General features: G+C 72.3%; 24 protein-coding genes. 9 read left to right on the forward strand and 15 right to left on the reverse strand.

All coding sequences use genetic code 11. The features are described from left to right. Window positions 1-31: 31 nt before the first annotated feature. The 4 genes from DMB42_RS12520 to DMB42_RS12535 all read left to right on the forward strand — a co-directional run bounded on the left by DMB42_RS12520 (window position 32) and on the right by DMB42_RS12535 (window position 8096). The gene (locus DMB42_RS12520; RefSeq protein WP_125633971.1) at window positions 32-1504 is read left to right on the forward strand and encodes an MFS transporter; all 1473 of its coding nucleotides are present in this window, start codon (window positions 32-34) and stop codon (window positions 1502-1504) included. 176 nt (window positions 1505-1680) lie between these two features. After that, window positions 1681-2064, forward strand: coding sequence for a YbaB/EbfC family nucleoid-associated protein (locus tag DMB42_RS12525; protein ID WP_125633973.1), 384 nt, complete (start codon window positions 1681-1683; stop codon window positions 2062-2064). Beyond that, entirely contained in the window at window positions 2061-2363 is a 303-nt protein-coding gene (locus tag DMB42_RS12530; RefSeq protein ID WP_125633975.1) for a hypothetical protein, read from the forward strand. Before DMB42_RS12525 ends, DMB42_RS12530 begins: the two co-directional genes overlap by 4 nt. A gap of 6 nt (window positions 2364-2369) precedes the next feature. Beyond that, window positions 2370-8096, forward strand: a complete 5727-nt coding sequence (locus tag DMB42_RS12535; protein ID WP_125633977.1) for a hypothetical protein — start codon at window positions 2370-2372, stop codon at window positions 8094-8096. A gap of 35 nt (window positions 8097-8131) precedes the next feature. Here the strand turns inward: DMB42_RS12535 and DMB42_RS12540 are convergent, their stop codons facing one another. The 4 genes from DMB42_RS12540 to DMB42_RS12555 form a co-directional block, all read right to left on the reverse strand. Further along, window positions 8132-9067, reverse strand: a complete 936-nt coding sequence (locus DMB42_RS12540) for an oxidoreductase (protein ID WP_260477654.1) — start codon at window positions 9065-9067, stop codon at window positions 8132-8134. Then, entirely contained in the window at window positions 9051-9572 is a 522-nt protein-coding gene (locus DMB42_RS12545) for a hypothetical protein (protein WP_125633979.1), read from the reverse strand. The genes DMB42_RS12540 and DMB42_RS12545 overlap by 17 nt, the downstream gene beginning before the upstream one ends. A gap of 78 nt (window positions 9573-9650) precedes the next feature. Continuing rightward, entirely contained in the window at window positions 9651-10484 is an 834-nt protein-coding gene (locus DMB42_RS12550) for a sugar phosphate isomerase/epimerase (RefSeq protein ID WP_125633981.1), read from the reverse strand. Window positions 10485-10510: 26 nt separating this feature from the next. Next, window positions 10511-11722 (reverse strand): FAD-dependent monooxygenase, encoded by a 1212-nt coding sequence (locus DMB42_RS12555; RefSeq protein WP_125633982.1) that lies wholly within the window; start codon window positions 11720-11722, stop codon window positions 10511-10513. A gap of 66 nt (window positions 11723-11788) precedes the next feature. On the opposite strand from DMB42_RS12555, the gene DMB42_RS12560 reads away from it, so the two are divergent. Then, a complete protein-coding gene (locus tag DMB42_RS12560) occupies window positions 11789-12376 on the forward strand; it encodes a TetR/AcrR family transcriptional regulator (RefSeq protein ID WP_125633984.1) in 588 nt (195 codons plus the stop codon). A 93-nt stretch (window positions 12377-12469) separates the two neighbouring features. On the opposite strand, the gene DMB42_RS12565 is transcribed toward DMB42_RS12560, so the two are convergent. After that, window positions 12470-12877: a VOC family protein gene (locus tag DMB42_RS12565; protein ID WP_125633986.1), complete on the reverse strand. Its 408-nt coding sequence runs from the start codon at window positions 12875-12877 to the stop codon at window positions 12470-12472. 61 nt (window positions 12878-12938) lie between these two features. Between DMB42_RS12565 and DMB42_RS12570 the strand changes: the two genes are divergently transcribed. After that, the gene (locus tag DMB42_RS12570) at window positions 12939-13532 is read left to right on the forward strand and encodes a TetR/AcrR family transcriptional regulator (protein WP_125633988.1); all 594 of its coding nucleotides are present in this window, start codon (window positions 12939-12941) and stop codon (window positions 13530-13532) included. A 61-nt stretch (window positions 13533-13593) separates the two neighbouring features. Here DMB42_RS12570 and DMB42_RS12575 read toward each other — a convergent pair whose 3' ends face one another. The 6 genes from DMB42_RS12575 to DMB42_RS12600 form a co-directional block, all read right to left on the reverse strand. After that, a complete protein-coding gene (locus tag DMB42_RS12575) occupies window positions 13594-14136 on the reverse strand; it encodes a rhodanese-like domain-containing protein (RefSeq protein ID WP_125633990.1) in 543 nt (180 codons plus the stop codon). A 1-nt stretch (window position 14137) separates the two neighbouring features. After that, complete coding sequence (locus tag DMB42_RS12580; RefSeq protein WP_125633992.1) at window positions 14138-15529, reverse strand: rhodanese-like domain-containing protein; 1392 nt, start codon at window positions 15527-15529, stop codon at window positions 14138-14140. Window positions 15530-15647: 118 nt separating this feature from the next. After that, a complete protein-coding gene (locus DMB42_RS12585; RefSeq protein ID WP_125633994.1) occupies window positions 15648-15917 on the reverse strand; it encodes a metal-sensitive transcriptional regulator in 270 nt (89 codons plus the stop codon). A gap of 55 nt (window positions 15918-15972) precedes the next feature. After that, a complete protein-coding gene (locus DMB42_RS12590) occupies window positions 15973-16566 on the reverse strand; it encodes a helix-turn-helix domain-containing protein (RefSeq protein WP_125633997.1) in 594 nt (197 codons plus the stop codon). 96 nt (window positions 16567-16662) lie between these two features. After that, the gene (locus DMB42_RS12595) at window positions 16663-17391 is read right to left on the reverse strand and encodes a hypothetical protein (protein WP_125633999.1); all 729 of its coding nucleotides are present in this window, start codon (window positions 17389-17391) and stop codon (window positions 16663-16665) included. Further along, the gene (locus DMB42_RS12600) at window positions 17378-17890 is read right to left on the reverse strand and encodes a SigE family RNA polymerase sigma factor (protein ID WP_125634001.1); all 513 of its coding nucleotides are present in this window, start codon (window positions 17888-17890) and stop codon (window positions 17378-17380) included. Before DMB42_RS12600 ends, DMB42_RS12595 begins: the two co-directional genes overlap by 14 nt. 134 nt (window positions 17891-18024) lie before the next feature. On the opposite strand from DMB42_RS12600, the gene DMB42_RS12605 reads away from it, so the two are divergent. Further along, window positions 18025-18897, forward strand: a complete 873-nt coding sequence (locus DMB42_RS12605; protein ID WP_125634003.1) for a hypothetical protein — start codon at window positions 18025-18027, stop codon at window positions 18895-18897. A 19-nt stretch (window positions 18898-18916) separates the two neighbouring features. Here the strand turns inward: DMB42_RS12605 and DMB42_RS12610 are convergent, their stop codons facing one another. Both DMB42_RS12610 and DMB42_RS12615 read right to left on the reverse strand, forming a co-directional pair. Beyond that, window positions 18917-21154, reverse strand: coding sequence for an Orn/Lys/Arg decarboxylase N-terminal domain-containing protein (locus DMB42_RS12610; protein WP_125634005.1), 2238 nt, complete (start codon window positions 21152-21154; stop codon window positions 18917-18919). 121 nt (window positions 21155-21275) lie between these two features. Next, complete coding sequence (locus tag DMB42_RS12615; RefSeq protein ID WP_125634007.1) at window positions 21276-22289, reverse strand: hypothetical protein; 1014 nt, start codon at window positions 22287-22289, stop codon at window positions 21276-21278. Window positions 22290-22410: 121 nt separating this feature from the next. Between DMB42_RS12615 and DMB42_RS12620 the strand changes: the two genes are divergently transcribed. Further along, a complete protein-coding gene (locus DMB42_RS12620; protein ID WP_125634008.1) occupies window positions 22411-23475 on the forward strand; it encodes a sensor histidine kinase in 1065 nt (354 codons plus the stop codon). After that, entirely contained in the window at window positions 23472-24101 is a 630-nt protein-coding gene (locus DMB42_RS12625; protein WP_125634010.1) for a response regulator transcription factor, read from the forward strand. Before DMB42_RS12620 ends, DMB42_RS12625 begins: the two co-directional genes overlap by 4 nt. Window positions 24102-24117: 16 nt before the next feature. On the opposite strand, the gene DMB42_RS12630 is transcribed toward DMB42_RS12625, so the two are convergent. Both DMB42_RS12630 and DMB42_RS12635 read right to left on the reverse strand, forming a co-directional pair. Continuing rightward, window positions 24118-24894, reverse strand: a complete 777-nt coding sequence (locus DMB42_RS12630; RefSeq protein WP_125634012.1) for a trans-aconitate 2-methyltransferase — start codon at window positions 24892-24894, stop codon at window positions 24118-24120. A 22-nt stretch (window positions 24895-24916) separates the two neighbouring features. Then, window positions 24917-26251: a PLP-dependent aminotransferase family protein gene (locus DMB42_RS12635; protein ID WP_125634014.1), complete on the reverse strand. Its 1335-nt coding sequence runs from the start codon at window positions 26249-26251 to the stop codon at window positions 24917-24919. Window positions 26252-26262: the final 11 nt, after the last annotated feature.

Consider the following 26262-nt stretch of genomic DNA (forward strand, 5'->3'; position numbering starts at 1 on the left):
CGCTTTGTTGCGTACCATCCTGAGGAGTGCCATGACCGAACAGAGCACGCACGTGGCGACAGCGGGACCCGCGCCCGCCGGCGCCACCCGCTCCCAGCGCCACCCCGGCCTGGTGCTCGCCATCGTGCTGATCTGCCAGACGATGTTCATCCTGGACACCAACGTGGTGAACATCGCCCTTCCCGACATCCAGCGCGACCTCGGCTTCTCCGCGGCCGGCCTGTCCTGGGTGCTCAATGCCTACATGCTGGCCTTCGGCGGTCTGCTGCTGCTCGGCGGTCGCGTGGGCGACATCGTCGGCCAACGGCGGGCGCTCATCGGCGGGGTGATCATCTTCACCGTCGCCTCGCTGGCCGGAGGGTTGGCCACCTCGGCCGGGACGCTGCTGGCGGCCCGTGCCGGTCAGGGGGTCGGCGCCGCGATCGCCGCGCCAACCGTGCTCGCCCTCATCACCGTAGGCTTCCCGGAATCCGCACGCAGGGCTCGGGCGCTGGGGGCCTATGCGGCGGTTTCCGGCTCCGGCGCCGCGATCGGCCTCATCGCCGGTGGCATGCTCACCGACTGGATCTCCTGGCGGTGGGTGCTGTTCGTCAACGTGCCGATCGGCGTCGTCCTGCTGATCCTGGCCCCGCTGTTCATCGCCGAGACCGATCGCCACCCGGGCCGATTCGACCTGGCGGGTTCGCTGACCTCGACACTCGGCATGTCCATCCTCGTCTACGGCTTCATCCGCGCCGCCGAGCAGGGCTTCGGTGACGTGGTCGCGCTCGGCGCGCTCGGCGTGGCGGCCGTCCTGCTGGTCCTGTTCGTGGCCGTCGAGTCCCGTGCCCGGCAGCCGATCGTCCCGCTGCGGCTGTTCGCTGACCGCAACCGCGCCGGCGGCTATGTCGTGCTGCTGTTCGTCCTGGCCGCGGGCAACGGCATGTTCTTCTTTCTCACCCAGTTCCTGCAGCAGGTCCGCGGGTACAGCCCTCTGCAGGCGGGATTCGCCTTCGTGCCGCTGGCCCTCGTGATCCTGGTCTCCTCCGGCGTGGCGGCCCGGCTGCTGTCGCGTCTGGGTGCCAAGACGCTGATCGGCGTCGGCGCCGGGGCGATCAGCCTGGCCCTGCTCTGGATGACGCGGATGACGCCTCAGTCCGACTACGCCACCGCGCTGCTCGGCCCGATGATGACGGCGGGTCTTGGCATGGGCGTCTTGCTGGTGGGAGCCACCACCGTGCTGTCCTCCGGGATCCGGGCCGAGGATGCCGGTGCCGCCTCCGGCCTGCTCAATGTCATGCAGCAGATCGGTGGCGCGCTGGGGCTGGCCGTCCTCGTCACGGTGTTCGGCGCAGCCACGCGCGCTTCGCGTGGACCGGCCCATCAGATCCTCACCGAGGGAGTCACCGCGGCCTTCACGGTCGCAGCGGTGTTCACCGCGGGCGCCATCCTCCTGGCCCTGACCATGAAGAACCGGCCGGCTCCCACGGTCGAACCCGCAGCCGCGGAGGAACTCACCCGATGACAGGGGCACGTCGCGCCCAGGGTTGCTGGGTGCCGCGCCCCGCAGAGAAGGACGTTACTCGGTCGTCTCATGACAGTTTTGTTAACAGTAGGCAAACGATGCTGACACCCTCAAATTCTGTGAAAAAAGGTGACGTATGATGCCTTTCGGTATTAGGCGGGTGAAAGGTGTTTTTTGTGGCGGATGCGTTCGAGGCGGAAGTCAGCGCGCTCGCGGGCGAGATCAACCAGCAGGTGGCCCGCGTACGTGAAGCGTTCGGAGAGCTCTCCGCCCTGGAGCACACCGCACGGTCGGCGGACGGAATGGTGAGCGTGACCGTCGGCCGCCACGGCCAGTTGCGCGGCGTCGAGCTGAACCCCCGGGCATATCGCAGCCTGTCTCCCACCCAGCTGGCCGAAGCCATCATGCGGCAGGCCAACGAGGCCACCGCCGCCGTCTCCGAGCAGAGCAGGCAGCTGCTGAACCCCCTCATGCCGGACGGCGTGCCGTACGAGGAGGTCTTCGGGGAGCGGGCCACGCTCGACGCGTTCTTCCCCAGCCCGGTGGAGCCGGCCCCGTGAGCGGCTACTACGTGCGGCGGGAGGCGCTGTACCGGGAAGCCAGGACGTACGAGCTGTTCGCGGGGAACGTGGAGCAGGTGTGCGCCGACCTCCGCGCCGCCTTCAACCGGGACAGGAACACGCTCGGCGACGACGAGTACGGCGCGGAGCTGGCCAAGAAGCTGCCCGAGATGGAGCGCGGCATCTTCGACGTCCTGACGAAGTACATCGACGAGCTCGAGGACGTCGCCACGGGGCTGAGCACGAGCGCCCGTAACTACAAGGCGGCGGAATACCCTCCTCCCGTCACGCGGAACTGATCGTCCATGGGGTTCGACGGGTTCCTCGTGCCCGAGTTCGCCAAGCCGTACATCGGCTGGGTGGTCGGCATGGACTGGCCGGAGGGGGACGAGACCGGCTGCTTCCGGCTGGCCGACGCCTGCGTGATCGCCGCACACCGGCTCGTCGAGGGCACGGGCGCCGACCTGCCGGGCAGCGCGCGCAGGATCGGCAAGGACTGGGACGGGGAGGCCCATCTCGCCTTCGCCGCCCATGTCGGCAAGGTGGCGGGCGGTCAGATCGCTCTCGCGGTCAAGCGGCTCGTGGACACCGCGGTGGCGCTCAACGGCGTGGGCGTGCAGATCCAGTACACCAAGTACATGATCGAGGTCACCGTCTGGCTGCTGATCGTGCAACTGGGATATCTGCTGGCCGCGGCCCTGGCCAGCGGTGGGGCGAGTCTGGCGCTCATCCCACCGCGGCTGCAGCTCGCCCGGCTGACGGTCGGGCAGTTCGCCAGGCAGTGCCGGCGCAACATGCTGCTGTTCGCCGGGATCGTGACCGGCATGGACCTGGGCATCCAGGGCGCGCAGATGCTGCAGGGCCGCAGGGACGACATCGATCTCCGTCAGCTCGCGATCTCGGTGGTGAGCGGCGCCGCCATGGGCGGTCTCATGGGACTGGCCTCGGGCGGGCTGAGCAGCCTGGCCACCCCCACGCTGCGGGCCGGTCTGACCAGGGCCGAGATGTCCACGGCCGAGAAGCTGCTGGCGGCGGCCCACTCCTCGTTGTACGGCCAGGCCGGGCAGTTCGCCCTGGCCGGCGGGATCACGACGGCCGGCACCATGATCTTCCAGGGCAACTTCAGCTGGGACCTGCTGGCCAAGGGCATCACGTCCAGCGCGCTCGGCGCGGACGGGCAACACCTGGCCTCGCCTCTGACGCACGGCGCCGACGGCCCGTCCGCGCCCCACTCGTCCTCTTCGTCCGGCCGTCCGCCTTCCGGCCCGGACGGAGGTCCCGGGCACGGGCCAAGGACCGGCGCGGACGCGGTCCAGGCGGCGGTGAACCACAACCGGCAGACCATCCAGTCGCCCGCCTGGCACAGCCCCGATTTTCCCTCCGACGTGCTCCAAGGGCTGACGTCCCAGCTGGCGTCCGCCGACGCGGGGCTGCCGAAGCCCGAGATCCATCCGCCTCGCGTCGTCGAGATCGGCGCCCTGGGCGAGACCGCCGTGCACGACGTCAGGGTGCCGGTGGATCCGAGGGCGACGGCTCACGCCATGACCGCCGGCATCACGGGCATCGTTCCGCGGGAACGAGCCGTGATCCGCCTCTGGCTGACCGAGGCGCTGTCCAGCGGCGACCGCGACGTATGGACCAACCACCTCCAAAGAGGCGTGGCGCTCGGCGTCGGGGACAAGGTGATCTACCTCAAGCTCAGGCCGAGCGAGTTCACGCACGTGGAGCAGCCGAGTCTGGCCCCGGAGAAGCCGGTCGCCTTCGGCGGGGACGGCGTGGAGGGCAAGTCCTCGCGGGGCACCTCACTGGATCGGACCGCGGGGCTGATGAAGGGGCTCTACCAGTCGCCGGACGAGGCCGAGGCGAACGCCTTGCCCCGTTCGGGCATCAGCAACACGGTACGGACGACCCACACGAACGGCACCGAGGTCATCAGCGGGCACAAGGCCATCTCCCCGGCCCATGACTACTTCGCCACGGACATCGCCCTCGACATCTACCGTGACGGCGAGAAGGTCACACAGACCGCGGCGGTCCCCGACCTGTCGCTGACCATCCCCTTCCCCAAGCAGTTCACCCGGGAAGGGCCGCTGCTGAGCGCCGACCACCCGTCGCCGCTCCCTCGCCACGAGGTGCCGGAAGGGGCCGGGCACAGGTTCCGTGACCACGGGATCGCCATCACCGGACTGGACGTCACGCCTCTCGTACTGGAGGTGCAGCGCCGGGGACTGGCGGCGGGGCTGCCCGCGGGCGAGGTGGTCAGGATCACCGACCATCTCACCTCCAGCCTGCTCAGCGAGCAGGGGATGAAGAACCGCAGCCAGTCGATGTTGTCGAGCGGGGTCTCCTCCGAGGCGATCCGGTACAAGACGTCCCTGCTGCGGTCGGAGGAGGACTCCGTCAGGATCGCCGGCGAGATCACGCGGGTCGAGCCGATCGACGGAAGCGGGCGCGCGCCGGTCGAGACGATGTTCCGGGACGACCTCGGGCGGCGCGAGAGTGAGGGCACGTCGCGCCGGCAGGGAGCGAGCGTCGGCGTCCACGCGGGCGGCAAGATCGGGTTGCCGCTGGGTGAGCGCGCGGAGGTCGTCGCCAGAGCCGTCGGCGGGCTCGGTTACGGGACGGACCATGTCACGTCCACCAACAGGGCGCACGGCAACCACACCGTCCTGACCAGGCGCGGCGACGTCACCATGTACGACGCCCGCATGCGGCTGCAGGTCGAGACCGAAAGGCTCGGCAGCTTCGAGGTGGAGGTGAACGCCGAGCTGATCGTCCCGACCCGCGACGCGTCCCGGATGGAACAGGACGTCTTCGGGCACGACCTGCGCCCGCTGGGAGAGTTCAACGACATCCAGCGCAAGCTCGCCGACCTCCACCGGGAGATGGACGACGTACGGGCGGAGTTCGCACGGAGCGAACCGGTCGGCGAGTACCCGGCCAGGGGCGAGCACCCGAACCGCGGCTACGACCCGCACGTCCTGGAGCCGGAGACGCTCGCGGCCGGCCGGGGGACGGGCCTAGGCAGCGGCGTCCGCGTCCATGGCGAGACGCTGCTCAGCACGCAGATCCGCCAGGCCGTCGACCAGGCGCTGCTCGGCCTCCCGCCGGAGATCGGACGGCAGATCATGCGGGACGTCGAGGCCCGCTTCGGCATCGCCGCACTGGAAGCCGACCTGACGCACGCCCTCCACGGCATCAGGTACGACAAGACGATCGGCGGCTACACCGTCGAGATCCTGGCCGAGGGCACGCTGGGCAAGCGGCACGAGGTCGGCGCGTCCGACCTGACGGTCAACGAGCGCCGGATCACCTCGCGTACCGACACCAGCCAGCGGGAGAGCTCCCGCACGGGCCGGGCGGAGGTGCGTGGCGTCGCGCGCCTCGACGTGAACGAACGACTCAAGATCGACCCGCTGAACCTGTCCCTCACCGGGAGCGGCACGAAGTCGGACAGCACCGGCTTCTCCTCGGGTCACACGAGATACGACCGTACGGAGACCGGCGGTGGCTTCACCATCACGCGGGATCTCTCCTTCGACGTCAGGATGAGGATCTCGCGGGACGGCACGGAGACGCTGAACACCTCGTGGGAGGTGCACGGCAGCAGGGCGGAGGTCCTCGTTCCGGACGTCCACCTGCCGCAGCGGCCGGTGCTCGCCCAGGACGTCGCGCGTCTGGGACGCATCGAGTCGTCGGCCGAGCGGCCCGCAGACCTGTGGCGGCCCGGTGCCGACGAGTTGTCGGCCATCGTCCGGATGGGGGCCATGCCCGACCTGCCCTCGACGCTGGCCGAGGTCTACCACCGGTCGGCGGGACTGCGGGCGCCCGCGGAGCGGCTGGACGTGCCGCCGGTGTTCGAGACCGCCACCGACGTGATCAACCTGGAAACCATGATCACGTCTCATCCCGACGGCCTGCACTACACCGTGTCGGACCGCTCAGGATCGCGGCACGACGTGCACGTGAAGGCCCACGTGGCCGGGGTGAGGCACGTCAAGTCGGAGACCGGGGTGGAGCACGAGAGCTACTCCAGCAGCAACTCCAGGTCGCTGGACGGCGAACGCAGCAGGCGTGGCGTCGGCGGGCACGTCAGGACCGGCCTGCGCGTCACCCTCAGCGACGGCGAGGCCGCGGGAACCCCGCACGGAGCCGGGGAAGCCGGCGGAACCGAGCGCAAGATCGTGGCGCGAGCGGGGGTGCACGGCGCCGCGAAACGCAGTGCCGTGGAGAGCTCCTATCTGGGCAGCAGCGACGTGTCCCGGGTCACCTACTCCGACGGCAGCACCTCCCACTGGTACCGCGCGGACCTGGTCCTGGAGGTCACCCCCAGCAGGACCAGCGGAGGAACGGTCGAACAGGGCCCGACCACGTACGTCCGGGTGGAGGAGATCATGGACCTCGTGCTTCCCGACGAGGTGGCACGCCGTCACGGGCTCGACGGCCCGGAGGCGGTGGAGCCCGCCGGGCGGGCCGGGGACACGACGCGGGTCTACGTGGCGCCCGAGGCGGCGTTGAACACCGCCTTCGTCCAGCACCTCGACGCGCAGGCCGTGCTGCCGGAGATCGTGGGGCTGCTCCGCCGCGACGGCCTCATCCCGCCCGGCCAGGAGTTCACGAACCATCCGGTGGCCGAACACCTGCGCGGCAACTACAGCCAGGGTGCGCTCGGCACCAAGCTGGGCGAACTTCGCGGGAACGGCGTGTCCTCCTGGTTGTTCATCACGGACGAGAACCACCGGGTCATCGAACGCGTGGGCATCCGGGTCACGGCCGAGGTCGGCAAGGGCGTACACGTCGGTGAGCGTCCTGACGCCGCCCTCATGCTGCGCAACGAGCGCCTGAGCGGCGACCTGAGCGTGCGCGAGGCGGGAACGGACCGCGGCGCGGAGGCGATCGCGCGTTACATGGAGTCCTCGGACGGCGAGCTCAGGGGAGCCGAGGCGGGGATCGCGAACAACCGCGACTCCCACACCGTGGACGGGCGGGGCACGATCGCGAAGGAGATCAACCGCTTCCAGACGCGCGAGGCCCCGCAGGAGTTCAAGCACCCGGTCAGGTTCGAGATCACGCTCGAACACGTCCCGGTCCGCCCGCTCCTGGAGCCCGTGCAGAACGTGGCCCGCAACGTGCTGCTCAAGGTGGGCGAGGTGACCGGGCACGACGGCGCCGGGAGGCTGTTCGACCGGCATACCGGGGTCACCTCGACGTCCCGGGCGGTCGCGGACGGCGAGGTCGGCCTCCTGGTGCCGGGCCACCTCACCACGGAGGTGCCGCAGGGCACGCCGGTCGCGGGGCGTACGCCGGTCGTCGCCGCGGATCCGCGCTGGGCGGACCCGGTGGGGCCCAACTCCATGTCCGCCACCCTGGGCGGCGGTGTTCCCAAGGGGGACGTCAGCCAGGTCGCGTTCCCGGCCGCCACGCTCGTCGAGCAATGGGCGCCGGTGAGCGCGGTACCGCCGAGACTCCGGGGCGAGGTCCCGTCCCTGGCCGACCGGCCCGACGGATTCGAGCTCTCCCGCCCGGCCGGCATGTCACTCGCCGAAGCCACCAAGGAACGGACCATGCGCGCCCATCTGGAGCAGTTGCTCGCGCACGAGTACGAGCTCCCGGGGATCGGCAGGGTGGGCATCGACGTCACCGGAGCGCGTGAGATCGCCACCGCGCTGGTCAAGCAGCGTGTCTACGCCCAGACCATGAGCACGGTCGGGCACGGCCAGGAGCAGGGCCGGGGCGTGGCGGCCCGAGCGGGCGGGTCCGGCGGCTCGCAGGACGGGAGCCTCGGCTTCGGCGGCGTCGGCGGCAGCACGAAGACGGCGGACGAGGCCGCGTCGCGGAACGCCAACATCGTCGAACGCAACTTCCTGGAGGAACAGCACGACAACACCTACCTTGAGCTGGATGTCTCCCTTGTCTTCTACGGCAAGGGCGAGCCTCTGATGGTGGACGTCGCCGGTGGCCTTCATCTGAGGCTCACCGCCGACGGGCTCGCCGCGTTCGAGGCCGCGCATCCCGGCGTGATGGCGCGCTGACTCCGCCCTGGTCACGGCCGCGCGGTCGCCACCGCTCAGGAGGCGAACTTGTCCAGCTCGGCGATGTCGTCGTCGGTGAGCCGGACGGTCCCCGCGCCGATGTTCTCCTCAAGATGGGCGATCGACCTGGTGCCCGGGATCAGGAGGGTCGCCGGGGAGAGCGCGAGCAGCCACGCCAGCGCGACCTGGGAGCGGGTGGCGCCGTGCCTGGCCGCGATCGCGTCAAGGGAGGACTCCTGGGCGTCCGACATCCCCATCCCCGGCGGGAGCAGGGACCTGTCGATGCCCGGGTTCAGCATCCCCGCCGCCAGCGGGAAGTACGGCACGAACGCGATGCCGTTCCGCTCGCAGTACCGCAGGACGTCATGGGCGGCCCGGTCGAGCAGGTGGAAACGGTTCTGCACGGACGTCACCGGGGCCATCTCACGGGCCTTCTCCAACTGCGCCACGGTGACCCCGCTCAGCCCCAGGTCGCGGATCAGGCCCCGCTCCCGGAGCCGGACGAGCGCGCCGAACGACTCCTCGAAGGGCGTCTCGGCCGGGAACATCATGCCGTCGCCGCCGACCCGCAGGTACACCAGGTCGAGGCGGGCCGCGCCGAGCGTCGACAGGTTCTCCTCGACCTGGTCGCGCAGGCCCTCGGGAGTTGCCTCGGCGTTGAAGGTCTTGAACTCGTCGCGGACGACGCCGACCTTGGTCGCGATCACCAGGTGCCCGGGGTAGGGGTGGAGCGCCTTGCGGATCAGCTCGTTGGCCACGTGCGGGCCGTAGGCCTCACTGGTGTCGATGTGGTCGACGCCCAGCTCCACCGCCCGGCGCAGCACCGCGAGCGCCGCGTCCTCGTCGGCGGGCGGGCCCCAGATCATCGGTCCGGGAAGCTGCATGGCGCCGTAGCCGATCCTGTTGACGCTCAGGTTCGCGGCCGGCTGGAAGCGTCCCGCGACGGCGGCGGGCTCATTCTCCTGGCTCACCGATGGCCTCTTCTCGTGAGACGCGCGGGCGGGTGTCCCGCCCGGCGGACGAAGTGATACGTCGCTGCACGGAGGCGGTGGTCACGCCCCCGTTTTCGTGCCGGTCGAGCTTGCCCCGGGTGACCAGGTCGTGGACCCCCTGCCGGGTGATGCCGAGCATCGCGCCCGCCACCGCGTACGACACGGACTCCGCCGCCGGATGCCCGACCCTGCGGACCATGACCTGACCCAGCGGGGTCTGCCACCAGCCCGGTGGCGGGTCGAAGCCCCCGTCGCCGGGATACAGGGTGATCACCAGCCGGATCGCGGTGTGCCGGGCCAGGACCTCGTCCTCGCCCAGCAGGGCCAGGGCCCACGCACCCGCCCGTTCGACCACCCTGCCGCGCACCCGGGACAGGTCCGAGTGCGACTCCAGAAGGATCTCCAGCGGATCGAGCAGGCGGACCTCCACCAGACCGATCAACTGCGCAGCCAGCTCTCCCCAGGACGGGAGCTCCTCGCCCATGCCCACCTCCGGACTACTTGACGCCGAGTATCAAGTACTGGACGGTCGGCGTCAAGTAGTGGTGGGGGAGCCCCGGGGTCAGGCTGCGGCGGCGAGCAGCCTGTCGCGCATCAGGATCGTCTCCGACAGGGTGTCGCACTCGTCGCAGCGGGCCTGGTCGATCCACATGTACTCGGTGATCAGGAACCCGTCGAAGCCGGCGTCCCGCAGGCCGCCCACGACGTGCTCGTAGTCGATCTCGTTCTCCTTCATCCCGACCTGGAGGCGGCCCGGCCGGGCTCCCCGGGCGTGCAGGTTCCGGACCCGACCGAACACCGGGTCCAGCTCGGGTACGGCGTACCCCTGCATGACGAAGTGCGAGTGGTCCAGGGTCAGCCCGAGGCCCGGGCAGAGCTCGGCCAGACGCCGGGTGTCGTCGGGAGCGGCGACGATCGAGCCGGCGTGCGGCTCCGCCGAGACCTCCAGCCCGGCCTCCCGCGCCGCCTGGACGCGTACGGCCAGATCCTCCGCCGCCCGGGAGAGCGAGTCCTCGTGGGCGACACCGTCGAAGTCGAGGCCGGGCAGGATCGTCAGCCCGCTCGCCCCCACGGCGTCGGCGAACTCGATCCACCGCTGGAAGCGCTCCCTGGAGCGGGCCCGCTCCTCGGGGTCCGGATGGTTCACAGCCAGGACCGAGAAGTCCGGGTCGGCCATCAGGAACACGTCGGCGGGCAGCAGGCCGTGGCGGGCGAGCCGCTCGGCCACCTGGCGCCCGTGGGTGCTCGGGGCGGCCGCGACCTCGTCGGCCCGCAGCTGGGTGGTCGAGCCCCACACGCCGATGTTGATCCCGGCGAAGCCGAGGCTCGCGATGAGGGCACAGGCAGTCTCGTGGTCGAGAAGTGGGAAGGTGTAGTCCGAGCAGGCGAGCTTCATCCGTCTTCTCCCGTATGCGGTAGAGATCAATGGTTGATCACAGTCTGCAGTCCGCCGCCGTAGCTGTCGTCGTCGGTGGGCGGGGTCCAGGTCAGGAGGTCGTCCAGCGGGCCGGTCAGGAGGTGTGGAGCGAATCGCCAGGTCGTCGCCACGCCGAGATCGCGCAGCCGCACGGCGAGCGGGTTGCGCCAGCGTATGACGCGGCAGATCGCGGCGGACCGGGCCACCACCTTGGCGGTACGCGCCAGCCGGGCGGCGGTGTAGGCGGCCAGGCCGTGCTCCTGACCCGCGACATGGGCCAGTACGACGGCGTCCTCGATCGCCTGGCAGGCGCCCTGGCCCATGTTGGGCGTCATGGCGTGGGCCGCGTCGCCGAGCACCGCGATTCTGCCCCGATGCATGGCGGGCAGCGGGGTCGGCAGGTAGTAGACATCGTTCCTGATGATGTTCGCCGGCGGAGTGGCGGCCACGAGGGCGGGGATGGGGTCGTGCCAGCCGCCGAACAGCCGTAGCAGTTCCTCCCGCTGGTCGCCCCCGCCGCCGCCGGCGGGAACGGCGTCGGTGCCGTAGCAGTAGGCCAGCCCGTCGGCGAGCGCCATGTAGCCGAAGACCTTGCCGCTGCCCCACGTCTCGAAGGTCTGGCCCGGCACGCCGTGACCGGGGACGAGCATGCGCCAGGCGGTGATGCCGGCGTAGCGAGGTTCCGGGTGGCCGGGGAACAGGGCTGTCCGGATGGGTGAATGGATTCCGTCGGCGGCGACCACGAGATCGCCTGTCACCTCACCCGTTCCGCCCGGCCCGTTGTCCTGTCCTTCCTGGCCGGTCCGGAAGGTCACGCGGCCGGTGTCGGGATCGGCGCCGGTCACCGTGGTGTTCAGCCGGATCGTGCCTGGCTTGAGGCGTGCCGCCAGCGCCTCCACCAGGTCGGCGCGGCGCAGGAGGACCACCGGGTCGCCGTGCTGGGCGGCGGCCTCTTCGTTCATGTGCACCAGCCAGCGTCCGCTGGTGGCGCGCCGTACGCCTCCGACACCGCGGATCGCCGACAACGCCCTCACCTGGTCGTCGACGCCGAGCACACTCAGTGCCTTGAGGGCGTTGGCGAAGACGGACAGCCCCGAGCCCACGGGTTCGATGGACGGCGCGCGCTCAAGGGACGTCACCTCCCATCCTCGCTGCTGGAGCGCCACCGCGGCCGCCAGCCCGCCGATCCCGGCCCCGATCACCACAGCGTGTCCCATGACATCTCCTTACTACGGACGTAGTTTGATTTACTATGATCGTAGTATCACAAAGGGAGCCGGGCCATGAAATCGCAACGTGCCGCACTTGTCGCGGATACGGCCATCACCGTGCTGGCCGACGGCGGCGTCCACGGCCTGACCCACCGCACGGTGGACGAGGCGGCCGGCCTCGCTCCGGGGTCGGCCTCCAACGTGGCCCGAACCCGGCTGGCGCTGCTGGAGCTGGCCTTGGAACGGCTCGCCGAACTCGACACGGCGGCGTTCGGGTTCGGCGCGGAGCCGATGGCGCTGGAGGGGATGGCCGCGGCGGCGGTGCTCGACGTGTTCGCCGCGATGACCGCCAGGACGCTTCACACCCGGCTCACGTCCGAGCGCCGCCAGAGCATCGCCCGTTACGAGCTGGCGATGGAGGCCACGCGGCACCCGGGACTGCGTGAACTCTACGACGCGGTGAGCCGTCGGCTGCGCGATCCGGTGATGGCGATGTTCACCGCACTCGGCTCGCCGGATCCGGCCCGGCATGGCCAGCAGGCGGTGGCGTTCCTGGAAGGTGTGATGTTCGACGCCCTGGCCGGGGCCGGGCCCGAGCCGACCGAGAAGGACATCCGGCTGGGAGTCCGTGAGCTGTTCAGGGGCATGCTGGGCCAGTAGCCGGCAGCCGCGAGGGCCGCCCGGAGGCGTTCCGCGTCCGGGCGGCGGGAAGCACGCCGGCCTGCCCCCGAGGGTGGGCGCTCGCGGCCGGCTCTACTGGGCGGCGAACTGCGCCGCGTACTCCTGCGACGGCGGGATCGGCGTGATCACGTCCACGAGCACGCCGCCGGGGTCGGCGACGATGAAGTGGCGCTGGCCGAAGGGTTCGTCGCGCAACGTCAGCTCCGGCGTCAGCCCCTCGCGGACGACCAGCCGCTCCCATTCGGCGTCCACGTCGGCGACCTCGAAGTTGATCAGAAGCCCCGCGACCGGCCGGCGGTAGGCGGCGGGCAGCGTCGGGTGCTGATGGTCGAGCAGGGCGAGCTCGTACGGCCCGCGGCGCAGGCTCACGTACCAGTCGGCCTCGAAGGTCACCTCGTATCCGAACAGGCGGACGTAGAAGTCCTTCGACGCGGCGACATCGGCCGTGCACACCACCGGGTACACGCTGCTCAGCTCCATGCGCTCCTCCTTTTCACGTACCAACGGTATGTGGGCGTACGCTAGTTGGGATACCGTCGGTATGTCAAAGAGGGGTGCAGTGACCAGGACGGAGCAGAAGGAACGCACGCGGCGCACGTTGCTCGACACGGCGCGGCGGCTGTTCGCGACCCGCGGGTACGCGGGGGTGGGGCTGGCGGAGATCGTCAGCGAGTCCGGCGTCACCAAAGGCGCGCTCTATCACCACTTCAGCGGCAAGACCGACCTGTTCCGGGCCGTACTGGAACAGGTGCAGCGCGAGGTGGCCGACCGGGTGGCCGCGGCGGCCGACGCGCAGGACGACCCGTGGGCGCAGCTCAAGGCGGGATGCGCGGCCTTCGTCGCGGCCGGGGCCGATCCGCGGGTGCGGCGGATCATGCTCATCGACGGCCCCGCGGTGCTCGGCTGGAACGAGTGGCGCGCGATCGACGAGGCCACCAGCGTCCGGCACCTCACCGAGGCCCTGACCGTCCTCGTCACGGACGGCCGCATCCCCGCCCAGCCGGTCGCGCCGCTGGCCCGCCTGCTGTCGGGGGCGATGAACGAGGCCGCGCTGTGGCTGGCGCAGTCGGCCCCCGGCGACCTGGCCGACACCCAGGCGGCCCTGTCCCGCCTGCTGGATTCTCTGCACGCCTGAGGGGGCGACGCCATCGCCCCCCTCAGGGGCCGCCTTCACCGCGACCAGGCATCCGGTACGGTCATCGCCCGCCGGTGGCCAGGGCGTCCAGCGCGGTGGTGAGGTCGGTGCGGGGGCCGCGGTTGCAGGGGAGCCTGGACAGCAGCATGCCCATGGCGCAGGTGTTCGACAGGGCGGCGTACGTGAGCCCGGCGCCGATGCCCGCGGCGACCCACTTGGCCCGCGGAAGGCGCGCGCTGGTCAGCACCGAGCCGAGCATGATAGAGCCGGCCACCAGCCGCACCTGGCGTTCCAGGGCCCAGCGGGGCTTCCCGGTGGTCAGCGGGGCTCCGGCGTCCTGCCAGGCGCTGATCCCACCCGCCAGCACACGCAGACCGGGCAGACCGGCGTCGGCGAGGACGCGCCCGGCCTGGCCGGCCCGCCGGCCGGAGTGGCAGACGAGCACCGCCCGCTCGTCCAGGTGGGCGCGCAGCACGTCCCCGTGCGCGCGCCTCAGGTCGAGCGGCACGTTGCGGGAGCCGGGGATGTGGGCGGCGTCGAACTCGCCGGGGGTGCGTACGTCGATCAGCCGGGGCGGGTCACCGGCTTCCAGCAGTCGTCGCAGGTCAGGCGTCGGTGATGGTCAGGCCCGCGTCGCCGGCGGCGGCGAAGGCGTCGTCGATGTGCACCACGCGGCGTCCGGCGCGGGCGAGCAGGCTGGTGGCGGCGGCGGCCCGGTAGCCGGACCCGCAGTGCGTCCACACCGTCCCGCCGGGTACGTCGGCCAGGCGGGACGGCAGGTCGGGCAGGGGGATGTGGGTCGCGCCCTCGACGTGACCGGCCCGCCATTCGTTGGTCATGCGCACGTCCAGGACGACGTCCGGGGCGGGCAGGTGCGCGGGCGCGCGTCCGGCGCGGGCGGCGGCCAGGTCGGCGAACGTGGCCACCGGCAGCTCGTCCAGCCGGTCCTCCTGGCCGCCGGCCCACTGCTCGGGGGAGCCGGTCGCGGTGGCCGCGGGGCGGTCGATGCCGATGCGGGCCAGTTCGCGCTGGGCGGCGGCGACCTGGTCGGCGTCCTCGCCGAGGAGCGTGATCGGCGTGCCCCAGGGCGCCATCCAGGCGAGCCAGGTCGCCATGGGGCCGTCCAGGCCGAAGCTGAGAGTGCCGGTCAGGTGGCGGGTGGCGAACGCCTTGCGGGAGCGCAGGTCGACCACCCACTCGCCGGCCGCGATCCGCTCCCTGAGCCGGTCGGGGTCGGCGGCCTGTACGGGGGTGAGGTCGATCGGCCCGGCGCCTTCGGCGTTGCGGGGGCCCATGTGGGCGTAGTAGGCGGGGTAGGCGTCGAGACCGGCGAGGGTCTGGGCGACGAAGTCGTCGGCCTCCAGTCGCAGCACCGGGTTGGCCTGCCGCTCGCGGCCGATGGTGGAGGCCGGGGCGTCGGACTGCGTCGCCGAGCAGAAGCTGCCGAAGCCGTGGGTGGGCCAGACCTGGGCGCCGTCGGGCAGCAGGTCGGCCAGGCGGCGCGCGGAGGTGTGCTGGCTGTGGGCCAGGGCGTGGGCGTGCTGGGCGCCGAGCAGGTCGGTACGGCCGGTCGTGCCGAAGAGCAGGGAACCGCCGGTGAAGACGCCTTCGGGACCGCCGGGACCGGTGAGGACGTACGACAGGTGGTGGAAGGTGTGGCCCGGGGTGGCCACCGCCTTGACGCTCATGGTGTCGGACAGGGCGATCTCGTCGCCGTCGGCGATCGGCCGGCGGGCGAAGCCCACGGTCTCGTCGGCGGCGACCAGGTACTCGGCGCCGGTCAGCCGGGCCAGGGCCAGGCCGCCCGAGACGTAGTCGTTGTGCAGGTGGGTCTCGGCCACGTGGGTGACGCGCACGCCGAGGCGCCCGGCCAGGGCGAGGATCCGGTCGATGTCGCGCTGCGGGTCGACGACCAGGGCGACCTGTCCGTCGTGGGCGAGATAGCTGCGGTCGCCCAGGGACGAGGTCGCCACCACCTCGATGTGGATCGTGCTCATCGTCTTCGCCGCCTTCGTGTGGTCGGTGTCGGTCTCCGGTCGCGGGGGTGCTCTGACGCTAATACCCGGAGGGGGTATATGCAGGGCAAAGACATGGGCACGTCGCCCCCCGCCGGTCTCAGGACAGGGCCAGGAACAACTTCTCCAGCCGCTCCGGCGTGATGGGCGGCTCCTCGCCGCGTTCGCGGGCCGCCTGGCACTGCTGGAGACCCGTAGAAATGATCTTGAATCCGGCCCGGTCCAGCGCCTTGGACACCGCCGCGAGCTGGGTCAGCACCCGTTCGCAGTCGTCGCCGTTCTCGATCATGCCGATGACCCCGCCGAGCTGGCCGTGGGCCCGCTTGAGCCGGGTGAGCGCCTCGGCCAGGACGGCCGCGTTCATGTCCATCAGATCCACCTCCACGGCCAATATACCCCCCGGGGTAAGATGCCGCGTACGCTCCTCAGCGGGACCCGGCGCCGGGCCGTACGTGCGAGCGCACCCCTTGCAGGCCGAACAGGATGAGCAACTCGACCGCGCCGCCGTCGGCGCTGCCCAGCCAGTGAGGCACGGACGTGTCGAACTCGGCCGCCTCACCGGACGGCAGCGTCAGGTCGCGCTCGCCGACCACGAGCCGCAGGCGACCGCTGAGCACGTAGAGCCATTCGAAGCCCTCGTGGGTCTGCGGGGTCGGGTCGAGCGGCCGCGGCCGGGCCGGAATGATCATCTTGAACGCGTGCACCCCGCCCGGCCGCCGGGACAGCGGCACGAAGGTCATCCCGAACCGGGTGATCGGCCGCAGATGGATGCGCGGGTCTCCGGTGGGCGGGGCGCCGACCAGGTCGTCCAGCGGGACGTCGTAGACGCGGGCCAGCGGCAGCAGCAACTCCAGCGTCGCCCGGCGCTGCCCGCTCTCCAGCCGGGACAACGTGCTCTCCGACACGCCGGTCGTCGCCGCGAGGTCGGCCAGCGTCAGGCCGCGGTCGCGGCGCAGCGCCCGCAGCCGCGGCCCCACCGCGTCCAGCACCTCGTCCATGTCGTCGGCCACGACGGCCATCTTGCCAGAGCCGCAAGACCGCCTACCGGGGCGCGGGGGCCGGGTGACGCGGGTCCGGACCGGGCCGCCCCGGTTGGCCTGGTCCGGTCGCGCTGTTCACAGGGTGGAGGTGAGCCCTTCGGCGATCTTCTTCAGCTCGGCGCTGACGGCGTCGGCTCCGGAGAACTCCTTGGCGTACACCGGGCTGAACATGATCTCGGCCCACTGCCGGTCGCTCACCTGGACGTAGGCGGTGGGGGTGCCGCTCATGCCGTCCTCGCCGACGTTCTGGACGACCAGGTAACCGGGCCGGCCGCCGATGGTCATCTCCTCGCCGTCCTCCTCGTCGCGGTACACCTGGATCCGGTTCTGGATCTCCTGGATGGACTTGTCCTCGTACATGAAGATCTGCACCCGGTAGGAGCCCGGGTCGTCGCCCTTGTAGAAGTAGGACGTCGTGTACACCTCGCCGTAGTCCAGCGACCAGCGGGACCACTGCAGCCGCTCGGGCAGGTATCCCACCTTGACGCGCCCGAACGCCTTGCCGTCACCCAGGTCGCCCAGGCTCGGCGGTTCGGTGCGCGGGGCCGGGGTGTCGTCGATGGCGGGCGGCTCCGGCGCCGGCGACATCGTCACCTCGGTGCCCGACGTGGCCACCGACCCGGCCGTCAGGTACGCGACCGGCACCGCGACCACCGCCAGGGACGCGGACAAGGCCGCGATCCTGACCCTGATCCGCCTGCCCCGCGAGGAGCGCATCACCCGTTCCACCAGGTCCGGCGCGGCGTGCAGTCGCGCGGTCTCCTCCGTCATGAGCCGGAGGAGGTTCTCCTCAAGCGTGGGCATTCCTGATCACTCCTTTCATCGTTTCGTGTCCGAGGGCCGTACGGAGCTTGGCCATCGCCTTCGACGCCTGGCTCTTGACCGTGCCGAGCGAGCAGCCGAGCACCTCGGCGGTCTGCGTCTCACTGAGGTCCTCCCAGTACCGCAGGACGATCACCGCCCGCTGCCGTGGCGGCAGGGCGCGCATCGCCTCCATGAGCACGTGGCGCAGGTCGGTGTCCGTCGAGCGGGCCGGGGTGTCCGGCGGGCTGTGCATGGGGATGAACCTGAGGATCGCCCGGCGGCGCGCCCGGCTGATGGCCGCGTTGACGATGACCCGGCGCACGTACGGCTCGGGGCTGTCGTGGCGTACCCGGTCCCAGTTCCTGTAGGTGCGCTCCAGCGCCGTCTGCAGCAGGTCCTCGGCCTCCGACTCGTCCCCGCAGGCGAGATAGGCGACCCGGAGCAGGCTCGTGGCGCGCGCGGCCACGAAGGCGCCGAAGTCATGTTCCTTGCCGGTCACGGCAGTCTGTCCGATTTCACGCTTCCTTATACGCCTGGGCCGTTCCGCATGGTTGCCCCGGTGCGGCGGGCAACCATGCGGGTGGCCCAGGCGTATGGATGGTCATGACTTCGTATTCATGGAGGAGAGCGGCGGTGTCCCGGAGGGGGATGATCCTGGGCCTCGGGCTGGCCCTGGGAGCCGCACTGGTGACGCCGGCGCCCGTCGCGGCGGCCCCGCCGGAGGGCGCGTACTGGCATGTCAGAGAGGTGATGACCACACCGCAGTCCGGGCGGTTCGGCACGAAGGCGAACCCGTACTCGCTGACCCAGCGGACGGTCATGGAACGGTGGAACGCCCCCGACGGCAGGAACTGGGTCGGCTACCGCGAGCTGGCGACGACACCGCAGACCCCGGCCGACAGGAAGGCGTGGCAGCGTGACGGCTCGCCCGCCAAGTGGGACAGGTCGATCGACGGCAAGACCGTGCGGCTGTCCACCGCGCCCACCAAGGGTCACGTGTCGCCCGGACGCAACACCGGCAAGTTCGAGGTGGCGCAACAGTACCTGACCTACGACGAGGTCCAGCGCCTGCCCGCCGACCCCGCCCGGTTGAAGGACTGGCTCACCCGGGCGGCCCGGGTCGGCCAGGTCCCCGACCGCGCCCTGTCCGGCTGGATCACCCCGGAACTGACCCGGCTCATGTACGACGTGCCCGCCCCGAAGGAGGTCCGCGAGGCCGCCTACCGGGGACTGCTGACGATGCCGGGCGTACGCGCCGACGGCCAGGGGAAGGACGAGCTCGGCCGCCCCGGCGCCGCCGTCGTGATCCAGACCCTGGACGGGGACGGGAAGGCGCCGGAGCCGTTCAGCGAGAGGCTGATCGTCGACACCGCCAGGATGGTGCTGCTGACACACGAGCAGAAGGCCAATCGCGACGACAAGGGACTGGCGGGGAAGACGTACGTGACGACGCTGGCCGAGGTCGGCTGGACCGACGCGCAGCCCGTCGTGCCGGCTCTGTCCTGACCCCCGCCGGGGCCGCCGGTCAGTCGCGGACGACCTCCACCCGGTAGCGGCCCTCGCCGTCGCGATGGGCGCCGTGGATGTCGGTGGCCAGGTCGGGGAAGGCCCGGTCGAAGTCCTCCAGGGCCCGCAGGTAGCGCATCAGCGGGCCGTCGGCCGGCCCGGTCGCCTCGCCGGGCATCAGCATGGGGATGCCGGGCGGCGTGACCACCACGGTGGCGGCCACGACCCGCCCGGCCAGCCGGTCCAGCGGGACCCGCTCGGTACGGGACCTGATCATGGCCTGGTAGACCTCGGCGGGCGTCGAGACCGGCTCGGGCGGCGCGCTGAAGACCTGGTCTAGCAGGGCGCCCACCTCCGACTCGCGCAGCCTCCCGTGGACCTCGGCGCAGAACGCCCGCAACGAGACCCCGGGCGGCCCGAACCCGGGCAACACGTCCGCCAGGGCCCGGTCGTCGTCGTAGGCGTTCTTGAAGTCGGTGAGCGCGTCGATCAGCGTGCCCCACTTGCCCTTGGTGATGCCCATCGAGAACAACACCAGCAGGGTGTGGTCGCCGGTCTTCTCCACCACGATGCCGCGCCGCTGCAGGTAGGCGGCCACGATCCGGGCCGGGACGCCCCACTCCAGCGTGCCTCTGGCGGCGTCCGCGCCGGGGCACGTGATCGTCACCTTGACCGGGTCGAGCAGGGCGTAGTCGTCGCGCATCCCGTCGAACCCGTGCCAGGCGGCCCCCGGCTCCAGCACCCAGCAGCGCGGCTCGGCGCACAGCAGCGCGGGATCGGCGTCGGCGAACGCGCCGGTCAGGCCGGTGCGCGGGTCGACGACGGCGGGTGGCTGCCAGAGGCCGAAGAACCACTCGGGACGGCGGCCGTCCTCGCGGATGCGGGCGGCCAGCCGGGTCATCGCCTGCCGGAACCGGACCGCCTCGACGATCGCCTCCCCGGTCAGGAACGACCCCGACGGGCCGTCCATCATCGCCGCCGCCACGTCGAGCGAGGCGATCATCGGATAGAGCGGCGAGGTCGAGGCGTGCATGAGGTAGGTCTCGTTGAGGGCGTCGTAGTCGACCGGCGCCCGCGGCGACGGGCGGACGTGCAACATCGCCGACTGCGACAGCGCCGCGAGCAGCTTGTGGGTCGACTGCGTGGCGAACACGGTCGGCCGCCCGGGGCCGGGCAGCGTGTGCTCGTCGACCGCCATGGCGTAGCGGCGGGCATAGAGCGGGTTGAAGCGGCCGTAGGCGAACCACGCCTCGTCGAAGTGCAGCCGCGGCACGCTGGCGCCCAGCAGCTCGGCGACGCGGACCGCGTCGTAGCAGACGCCGTCGTAGGTGGAGTTGGTGACCACCGCGTACGACGGGTCGCCGGCCGCGAGCGGATGGGCGGCCACCCGCTCCCGGACGGCGGACGCCTCCAGCGCGGCGGCCGGGATCGGCCCGGCCAGCCCGAGCCCGTTGCGTTCGGGCACCAGGTAGACCGGCCGCGCCCCGCTGATGGCCAGCGCGTGCTGGACCGACTTGTGGCAGTTGCGGTCGACCAGGACGGTGTCGTCGCGGGCGATCGCGTGGTGGCCGACGACACGGTTGGCCGTGGAGTTGCCGTTGACCACGAAGAACGTGCGGTCGGCGCCGAAGACGCGGGCGGCGTTGTGCTCGGCCTCGCCGATCGGGCCGGTGTGGTCGAGCGGCGAGCCCAGCTCGGCGACGGAGATCGACAGGTCGGTGCGCAGCAGCCGCTCGCCGTAGAAGTCGAAGAAGGCCCGGCCCACGGGGGACTTCAGGAACGCCACGCCGCCCGCGTGCGCCGGGGTGTGCCAGGAGTAGGGGTGATGGTCCTCCAGGTCCCGCAGCGCGCGGAAGAACGGCGGGAGGATCTGGTCGGCGTACTGGTCGGCGGCGTGGGCGATGCGGCCGGCGATGAACTGCGGGGTGTCCTCCAGTGGGAAGACGTAGCCCTGGATGACCTCGTACACCCACAGCGGGAGCTCCTGGTCCTGGGTGATCAGGAAGACCGGCAGGCCGCGGAAACGTTTGGCCACCGCGCCGAGCAGGTCTTCGGCGCCGGGCGCGTCCCAGGCCGCCAGGATCGCCGTGAGCGAGGCGTCGGAGCCGACCACGGCCAGCGCGTCGGACGTGCGGTGGGTCCAGCGCACCTGCAGCCCGAGCTCGTCCATCGCCGCGCACACCCGGCGGATCTGCTCGGCGAGCGCGGAGTCGGCGTCGGGGTGTTCGGTGACGGCGGCCAGAACCGTTCGCTCCATGCGGCACTCCGTGATCGATCGGGGGGACGACCTCCCGATCGTAACGCCAAGGAACGGTAAAGACACACTCGGTGACGAAAGCCGGGTGGTGCCAGAGCGGGACGCAGCTCGAAGGCGGCCACTACCGTTCCGAGGGACGGCCCGAGCCGGTCGTCGGGCGCCTCTTCTCCTGAGCCCGCGCGCGGCGGCGGCGGTAGCAGACCGTGGCGGTGGCCAGCGCCGCGCCCCACACCGGCCAGAAGCACTCCGGCAGCCAGGCGCCCCATTCGTCCAGCTCGAACCGGCCGGCCACGGTCCAGCGGACGTAGGTGAGCCCGGCCACGGTGACCACGATCGAGACGAACCCGGCCGGGACGACCGCCAGCATCGGCGGCACCCGCCTCCCGCGCAGCCCCGGCATCCAGCGCGGGAACACCTCGCCCCACCGCTGGATCAGCCCGAGGGTGAGCACGCCGCCGAACGCGCCGAACGTCGCCAGGTACGCCCCCGCCAGCCACAACCCGTCCTCGCCCTCGGCCAGGAACTCCGCGCTCACGCCGAGCGGGACGCCCAGCGCCCAGGCCCATCGGGTGGCGCAGTACACCAGCGGAACCGCGACCGCCACGTACACCGCGATCCGCCCGCGCGCCGGGGTGAACCAGCTCCCGCGATCCCGGTCGCGCCCGCGGGACAGCGCGGCGGCGGCCAGCAGCAGGCCGCCCAGCACGCACACGAGCTGGTTCAGCACCGGCCACGGCCAGGCGTCGGCGAACGTCGCCCCGCCCAGCCCCCAGCCGAACACGGGGGCGACCAGGAGCAGCGGCGTGTAGGCGACGCCCATCATCAGCCGCGAGTCGGGGACCACCAGCACCAGCAGCGCGGCGAGCGGCCAGGCCACCAGGACGGGCGACTGGCCGCGGCCGGGCCGGGCCAGCGCCGCCCCGGTGACGGCCACGACCGCCGAGAACGCGGCGATCCACCAGCCGAAGGGTGGCGCGGTGCCGGCCAGGATCGACAGCGCGCCGTCGGGGTCCGGATCGCCGGAACCCCAGGGGAAGCCGGGCGCCCCCAGCGCCCACGCCGCACCGAGCAGGCCGTAGGCGACCGCCCACAGCGCCGCCGCGTGGCCGTACCGGCCGGAAGTGAAGATCGTCATGGTACGAGCGTTCCAGCGCGGGCGGACAGGCGGCCAGATGCCGTTCGGCACCTGTCCTGGCCTGCGGTGGTGCCGTTCGGCACGTGGGGGCGCGCGGGTGTGGGCGCATATCGTTGCCCGGGTGAACGTGTTGTGGGTGGTCGCCGCCTCGCTGCCGGCGTCGGTCGCGGTCGTGGTGGCCGCGGTCGGGTCGTTCCTGCCCAGGCGCAGGGACCGGCTGCTTCCCGCGCTGACCCTGGCGGCCGCGGGTCTGTCGCTGGCCGTCACGGCCGGCCTGCTCGCCTCGGGCGTACGGCCCGGCGCGGCCGGCGGTGCCGTCGGCGTGCTGGGGATGGCCGAGAGCGCGGGACTGATGGTCGCGATCGGCCTGGTCGTCCGTCACGCGCCGGTGCGCCGGGCCGTGCCGGCCGCGCTCCTGGCCGGACTCGCCGCGGCCGCGTGGGTGCCGCGCGTGTTCACGCCCGCCTCGCCGCTGGAGACGGTGGGGGCGGGCGCGTTCTGGGGCCTCGGCGCGCTGCTGGCCGCCGCCGTGGGCGCCTACCTGCGCCTGCTCGACGTACGGCGGGAGCGCGCCGTGGCCGACACCCGTACCGTCCTGCGGTTGCGGCTGGCCGGCGACCTGCACGACTTCCTCGCCCACGACATCAGCGAGATGGTCGCCCACGCCCAGGCGGGCACCGTGGCGGGCGATCCGCTGGAGGCGCTCCGGCGCGTCGAGGCCGCCGGCCAGCGGGCCCTGTCCACGCTCGACCGTACGCTCGACATGCTCCACCACGACCGGCCACCCGGCCCCGCCGGCGACCTGGCCGGCATCGCCGAGGCCGCCGAACGTTTCTCCGCCGCCGGTCCCGCGCGGGTGCGGCTGCGTACCGGGCCCACCGTGGCGGTTCCGGCGGAGACGGCGGCGCTGGCGTACCGGATCGTCATCGAGGGGCTCACCAACATCCGGCGGCACGCGCCGCGCGCCCGGCGCATCGACCTGTCCGTCACGACTCCCGGCGGCGTCCTGGAGATCACGCTGGCCAACGACGGGGTGTCCGGCGCGCCACGCCGCCGGCGCGGCGGTTCCGGGCTGCCCAGCCTGGCCGCGCTCGTGGCCGGGCAGGGCGGGGAGCTGGTCGCGCACGCCGTACCGGACGGGTGGTCGCTGGCCGCCCGCCTGCCGCTGCCACAATCTCCTGGGTGAGCATCCGCATCCTCATCGCCGACGACCAGGAGGGCATCCGCGCCGCCTTCCGCCTGATCCTCGACGCCCAGCCCGACATGACCGTGGTGGCCGAGGCCGGCGACGGCCGCGCCGCGATCGACACCGCGCTCGCCGTACGGCCGGACGTCGTGCTCGCCGACGTCCGCATGCCCGGCGCCGACGGCATCGAGGTGACCCGCGCCCTGGCCGGCACCGGCATCCATGTGGTGGTCGTCACCACCTTCGGCCTGGAGGAGTACGTCCACGCCGCCCTCCGGCACGGCGCCGCCGGGTTCGTGCTCAAACGCTCCGGCCCCGCGCTGCTCGTCGAGGCCGTCCGGGCGGCGATGAACGGCGACATGCTCATCAGCCCCCAGCTCACCGTCAAGCTGCTGCGGCAGAACGCCCCTCGGCGGGAGGCGTCCGACGTCGTGCTCAGCGGGAGGGAGGAGGAGATCGCGGCCCTGGTCGCCCAGGGGCGGACCAACGCCGAGATCGCCGCCGAGCTCCACCTGTCGCCGGGCACGGTCAAGAACCACATCGCCGTCGTCCAGCGCAAGACCGGCGCCAGGAACCGCGTCATGATCGCCGCGTGGGCGTGGGCGACCGGCAGGGCCGAGCCCTGAGCCCGCCGCGCCCGCGTCAGGGCAGGTGGCGGGCCAGGTACAGGGCGGTCTCGACGTTCAGCCTCACCTGCGCGCCGAGCACGTCCCCGAGCCTGGCGAACAACCGCTCGCGCACGTCCTCCGCCAGGATCCGGTAGGCGGACTGGGTGGACAGGAGGGCGACGTAGTCGGCCCCGGACACCGTGCGTTCCCACTGGTAGAGGCGGGTGCCGACGTCCCCGAACTCGGGCGGCAGGCCCATCTCGGCCGCCCACTCCAGCGCCCCGGCCTCCTCGCCGATCGGCCTGCTGATCGGTCCGAGGTTCGGCCGCAGGTGCGGGGTGAGCTCCTCGTGCGCGGCCAGCAGCGCGGCCGTCACACCGGCGTCGGCGGGCCAGTCGCCGTTCCAGAACAGGGCGAGGCCGCCGCCGGGGGCGAGCGCCGCGGCGGCCCGCTGCCAGCGCACGTCCTTGTCGACCCAGTGCCACGCCTGGGCGCAGTACAGCAGCCCGAACGGCCGCGGCGGCACGTACTCCTCGAACGTCGAGACGGTGACCGTCACGTTGGGCCGGTCGGCGACCCGCCGGGCCAGCACGGCGGCCATGGCCGGGTCGGGCTCGGTGGCCACGACGTCGATGCCGCCCGTCGCGAACAGCTCCGTCGCCTTCCCGGTGCCCGCGCCCACCTCCAGCGCCGGGCCGCCCGCGTAGGCCAGGACGTCGGTCAGCAGCTCGGCGGGGTAGCCGGGGCGGACCCTGTCGTACTCGTCGGCGACCTCGCCGAAAACCCTTCCTTGAATCCGTTCTGTTGTCATGTGCCCGATCCTACGATCATGATCACGGCGGGATCGTCTCGATCGCGGTCCTGAGGCGGCGCAGCGCGGGCCCGAGCTCGTCCAGCGGCGGGCTGCCCAGCGCCAGCCGGAGCGCGTGGGGACGGTACGGGCCGGCGGCGAAGGCGTCGCCCGTGGAGACGAGGATGCCCTGCCCGGCCAGCAGGGCCGCGACGCGGTCGGGACGCTGGTACGGCTCCAGGCCGAGCCACACCAGGTAGGACGCGGGATGCGCGGTGACGTCCAGACCGGCGAGCGCGGCGCGGGCGAGGGCCTGGCGGGCGGCGGCGTCCCGGCGGCGGTCCCGTTCCAGCCGCGCGACCGTGCCGTCGGCGATCCAGCCGGTGGCCAGCGCGGTGACGATCCCCGGTACGCCCCACGCCGCCGCGCGCAGGCTCGCGGTGACCGCCGGGACGTGCCGGTCGGGCACCACGGCGAAGCCGAACCGCAGGCCGGTCGCCACGTTCTTCGACAGCCCGGCGACGTAGCAGGTGCGCTCGGGGGCCAGGGCACGCAGGGGAGGAGGAGGCGCGGCGTCGAGGAACGCGTACGTGCCGTCCTCGACGATCACGAAGTCGCGGGCGCGGGCCATCGCCACGAGCCGGTCGCGCGATCCCCGGTCGAGCACCCAGCCCAGCGGGTTGTGCACGGTGGGCATCGTGTAGACCGCCCGTACGGGCCGCGCCCGGCACAGCCGGTCGAGGGCGTCGAGGTCCGGTCCCGCCGCCGTCACGGGCACCGGGGCGAGGTCGAGCCCCTGCTCCCGGGCGATCAGCTTGACGCCGGGATAGGTGAGCGCGTCCACGGCCAGGACGTCGCCGGGCCGGGTGAGCGCGCGCAGCACGGTGTCGAGCGCCTGCTGTGTCCCGCCGGTCAGCAGGACGTTGGCCGGCGCGCTGTCGATCCCGCGTCCCAGCAGGTACGTGGCCACGGCCGCCCGGTCGTGCCGGCGGCCGCCGGGCGGGTGCTGGCGCAGCAGCGACTCGACCTCGCCCGAGGTGGACAGGCCGCGCAGTGCCAGGCGCAGCAGGTCGGCCTGCCCACGGGCCAGGGGCTGGTTGAACGACAGGTCGGCCACGCGCGGCACCGGCAGCTCGCGCGAGGGCTCCAGCCCGTCGTGGCCGGACCGGTCGCGGACGAACGTCCCGCGTCCCGGCTCGCCCACGACCAGCCCCATGGCGGCCAGTTCGGCGTAGACCCGGGTGGCGGTGGCCAGCGCGACCCGCCGCTCGCGGGCCAGCTCGCGGTGCGTGGGCAGCCGGGCGCCCGCTGGAAGGGCGCTGGCCCGGATCGCCGCCGCGAACTCGTCGACGACGGCCTTGTAGGACGCGGGGCGCATACCGGGCCTTG

It is taken from the genome of Nonomuraea sp. WAC 01424 (genome assembly GCF_003947315.1).
GTDB lineage: Bacteria > Actinomycetota > Actinomycetes > Streptosporangiales > Streptosporangiaceae > Nonomuraea > Nonomuraea spiralis.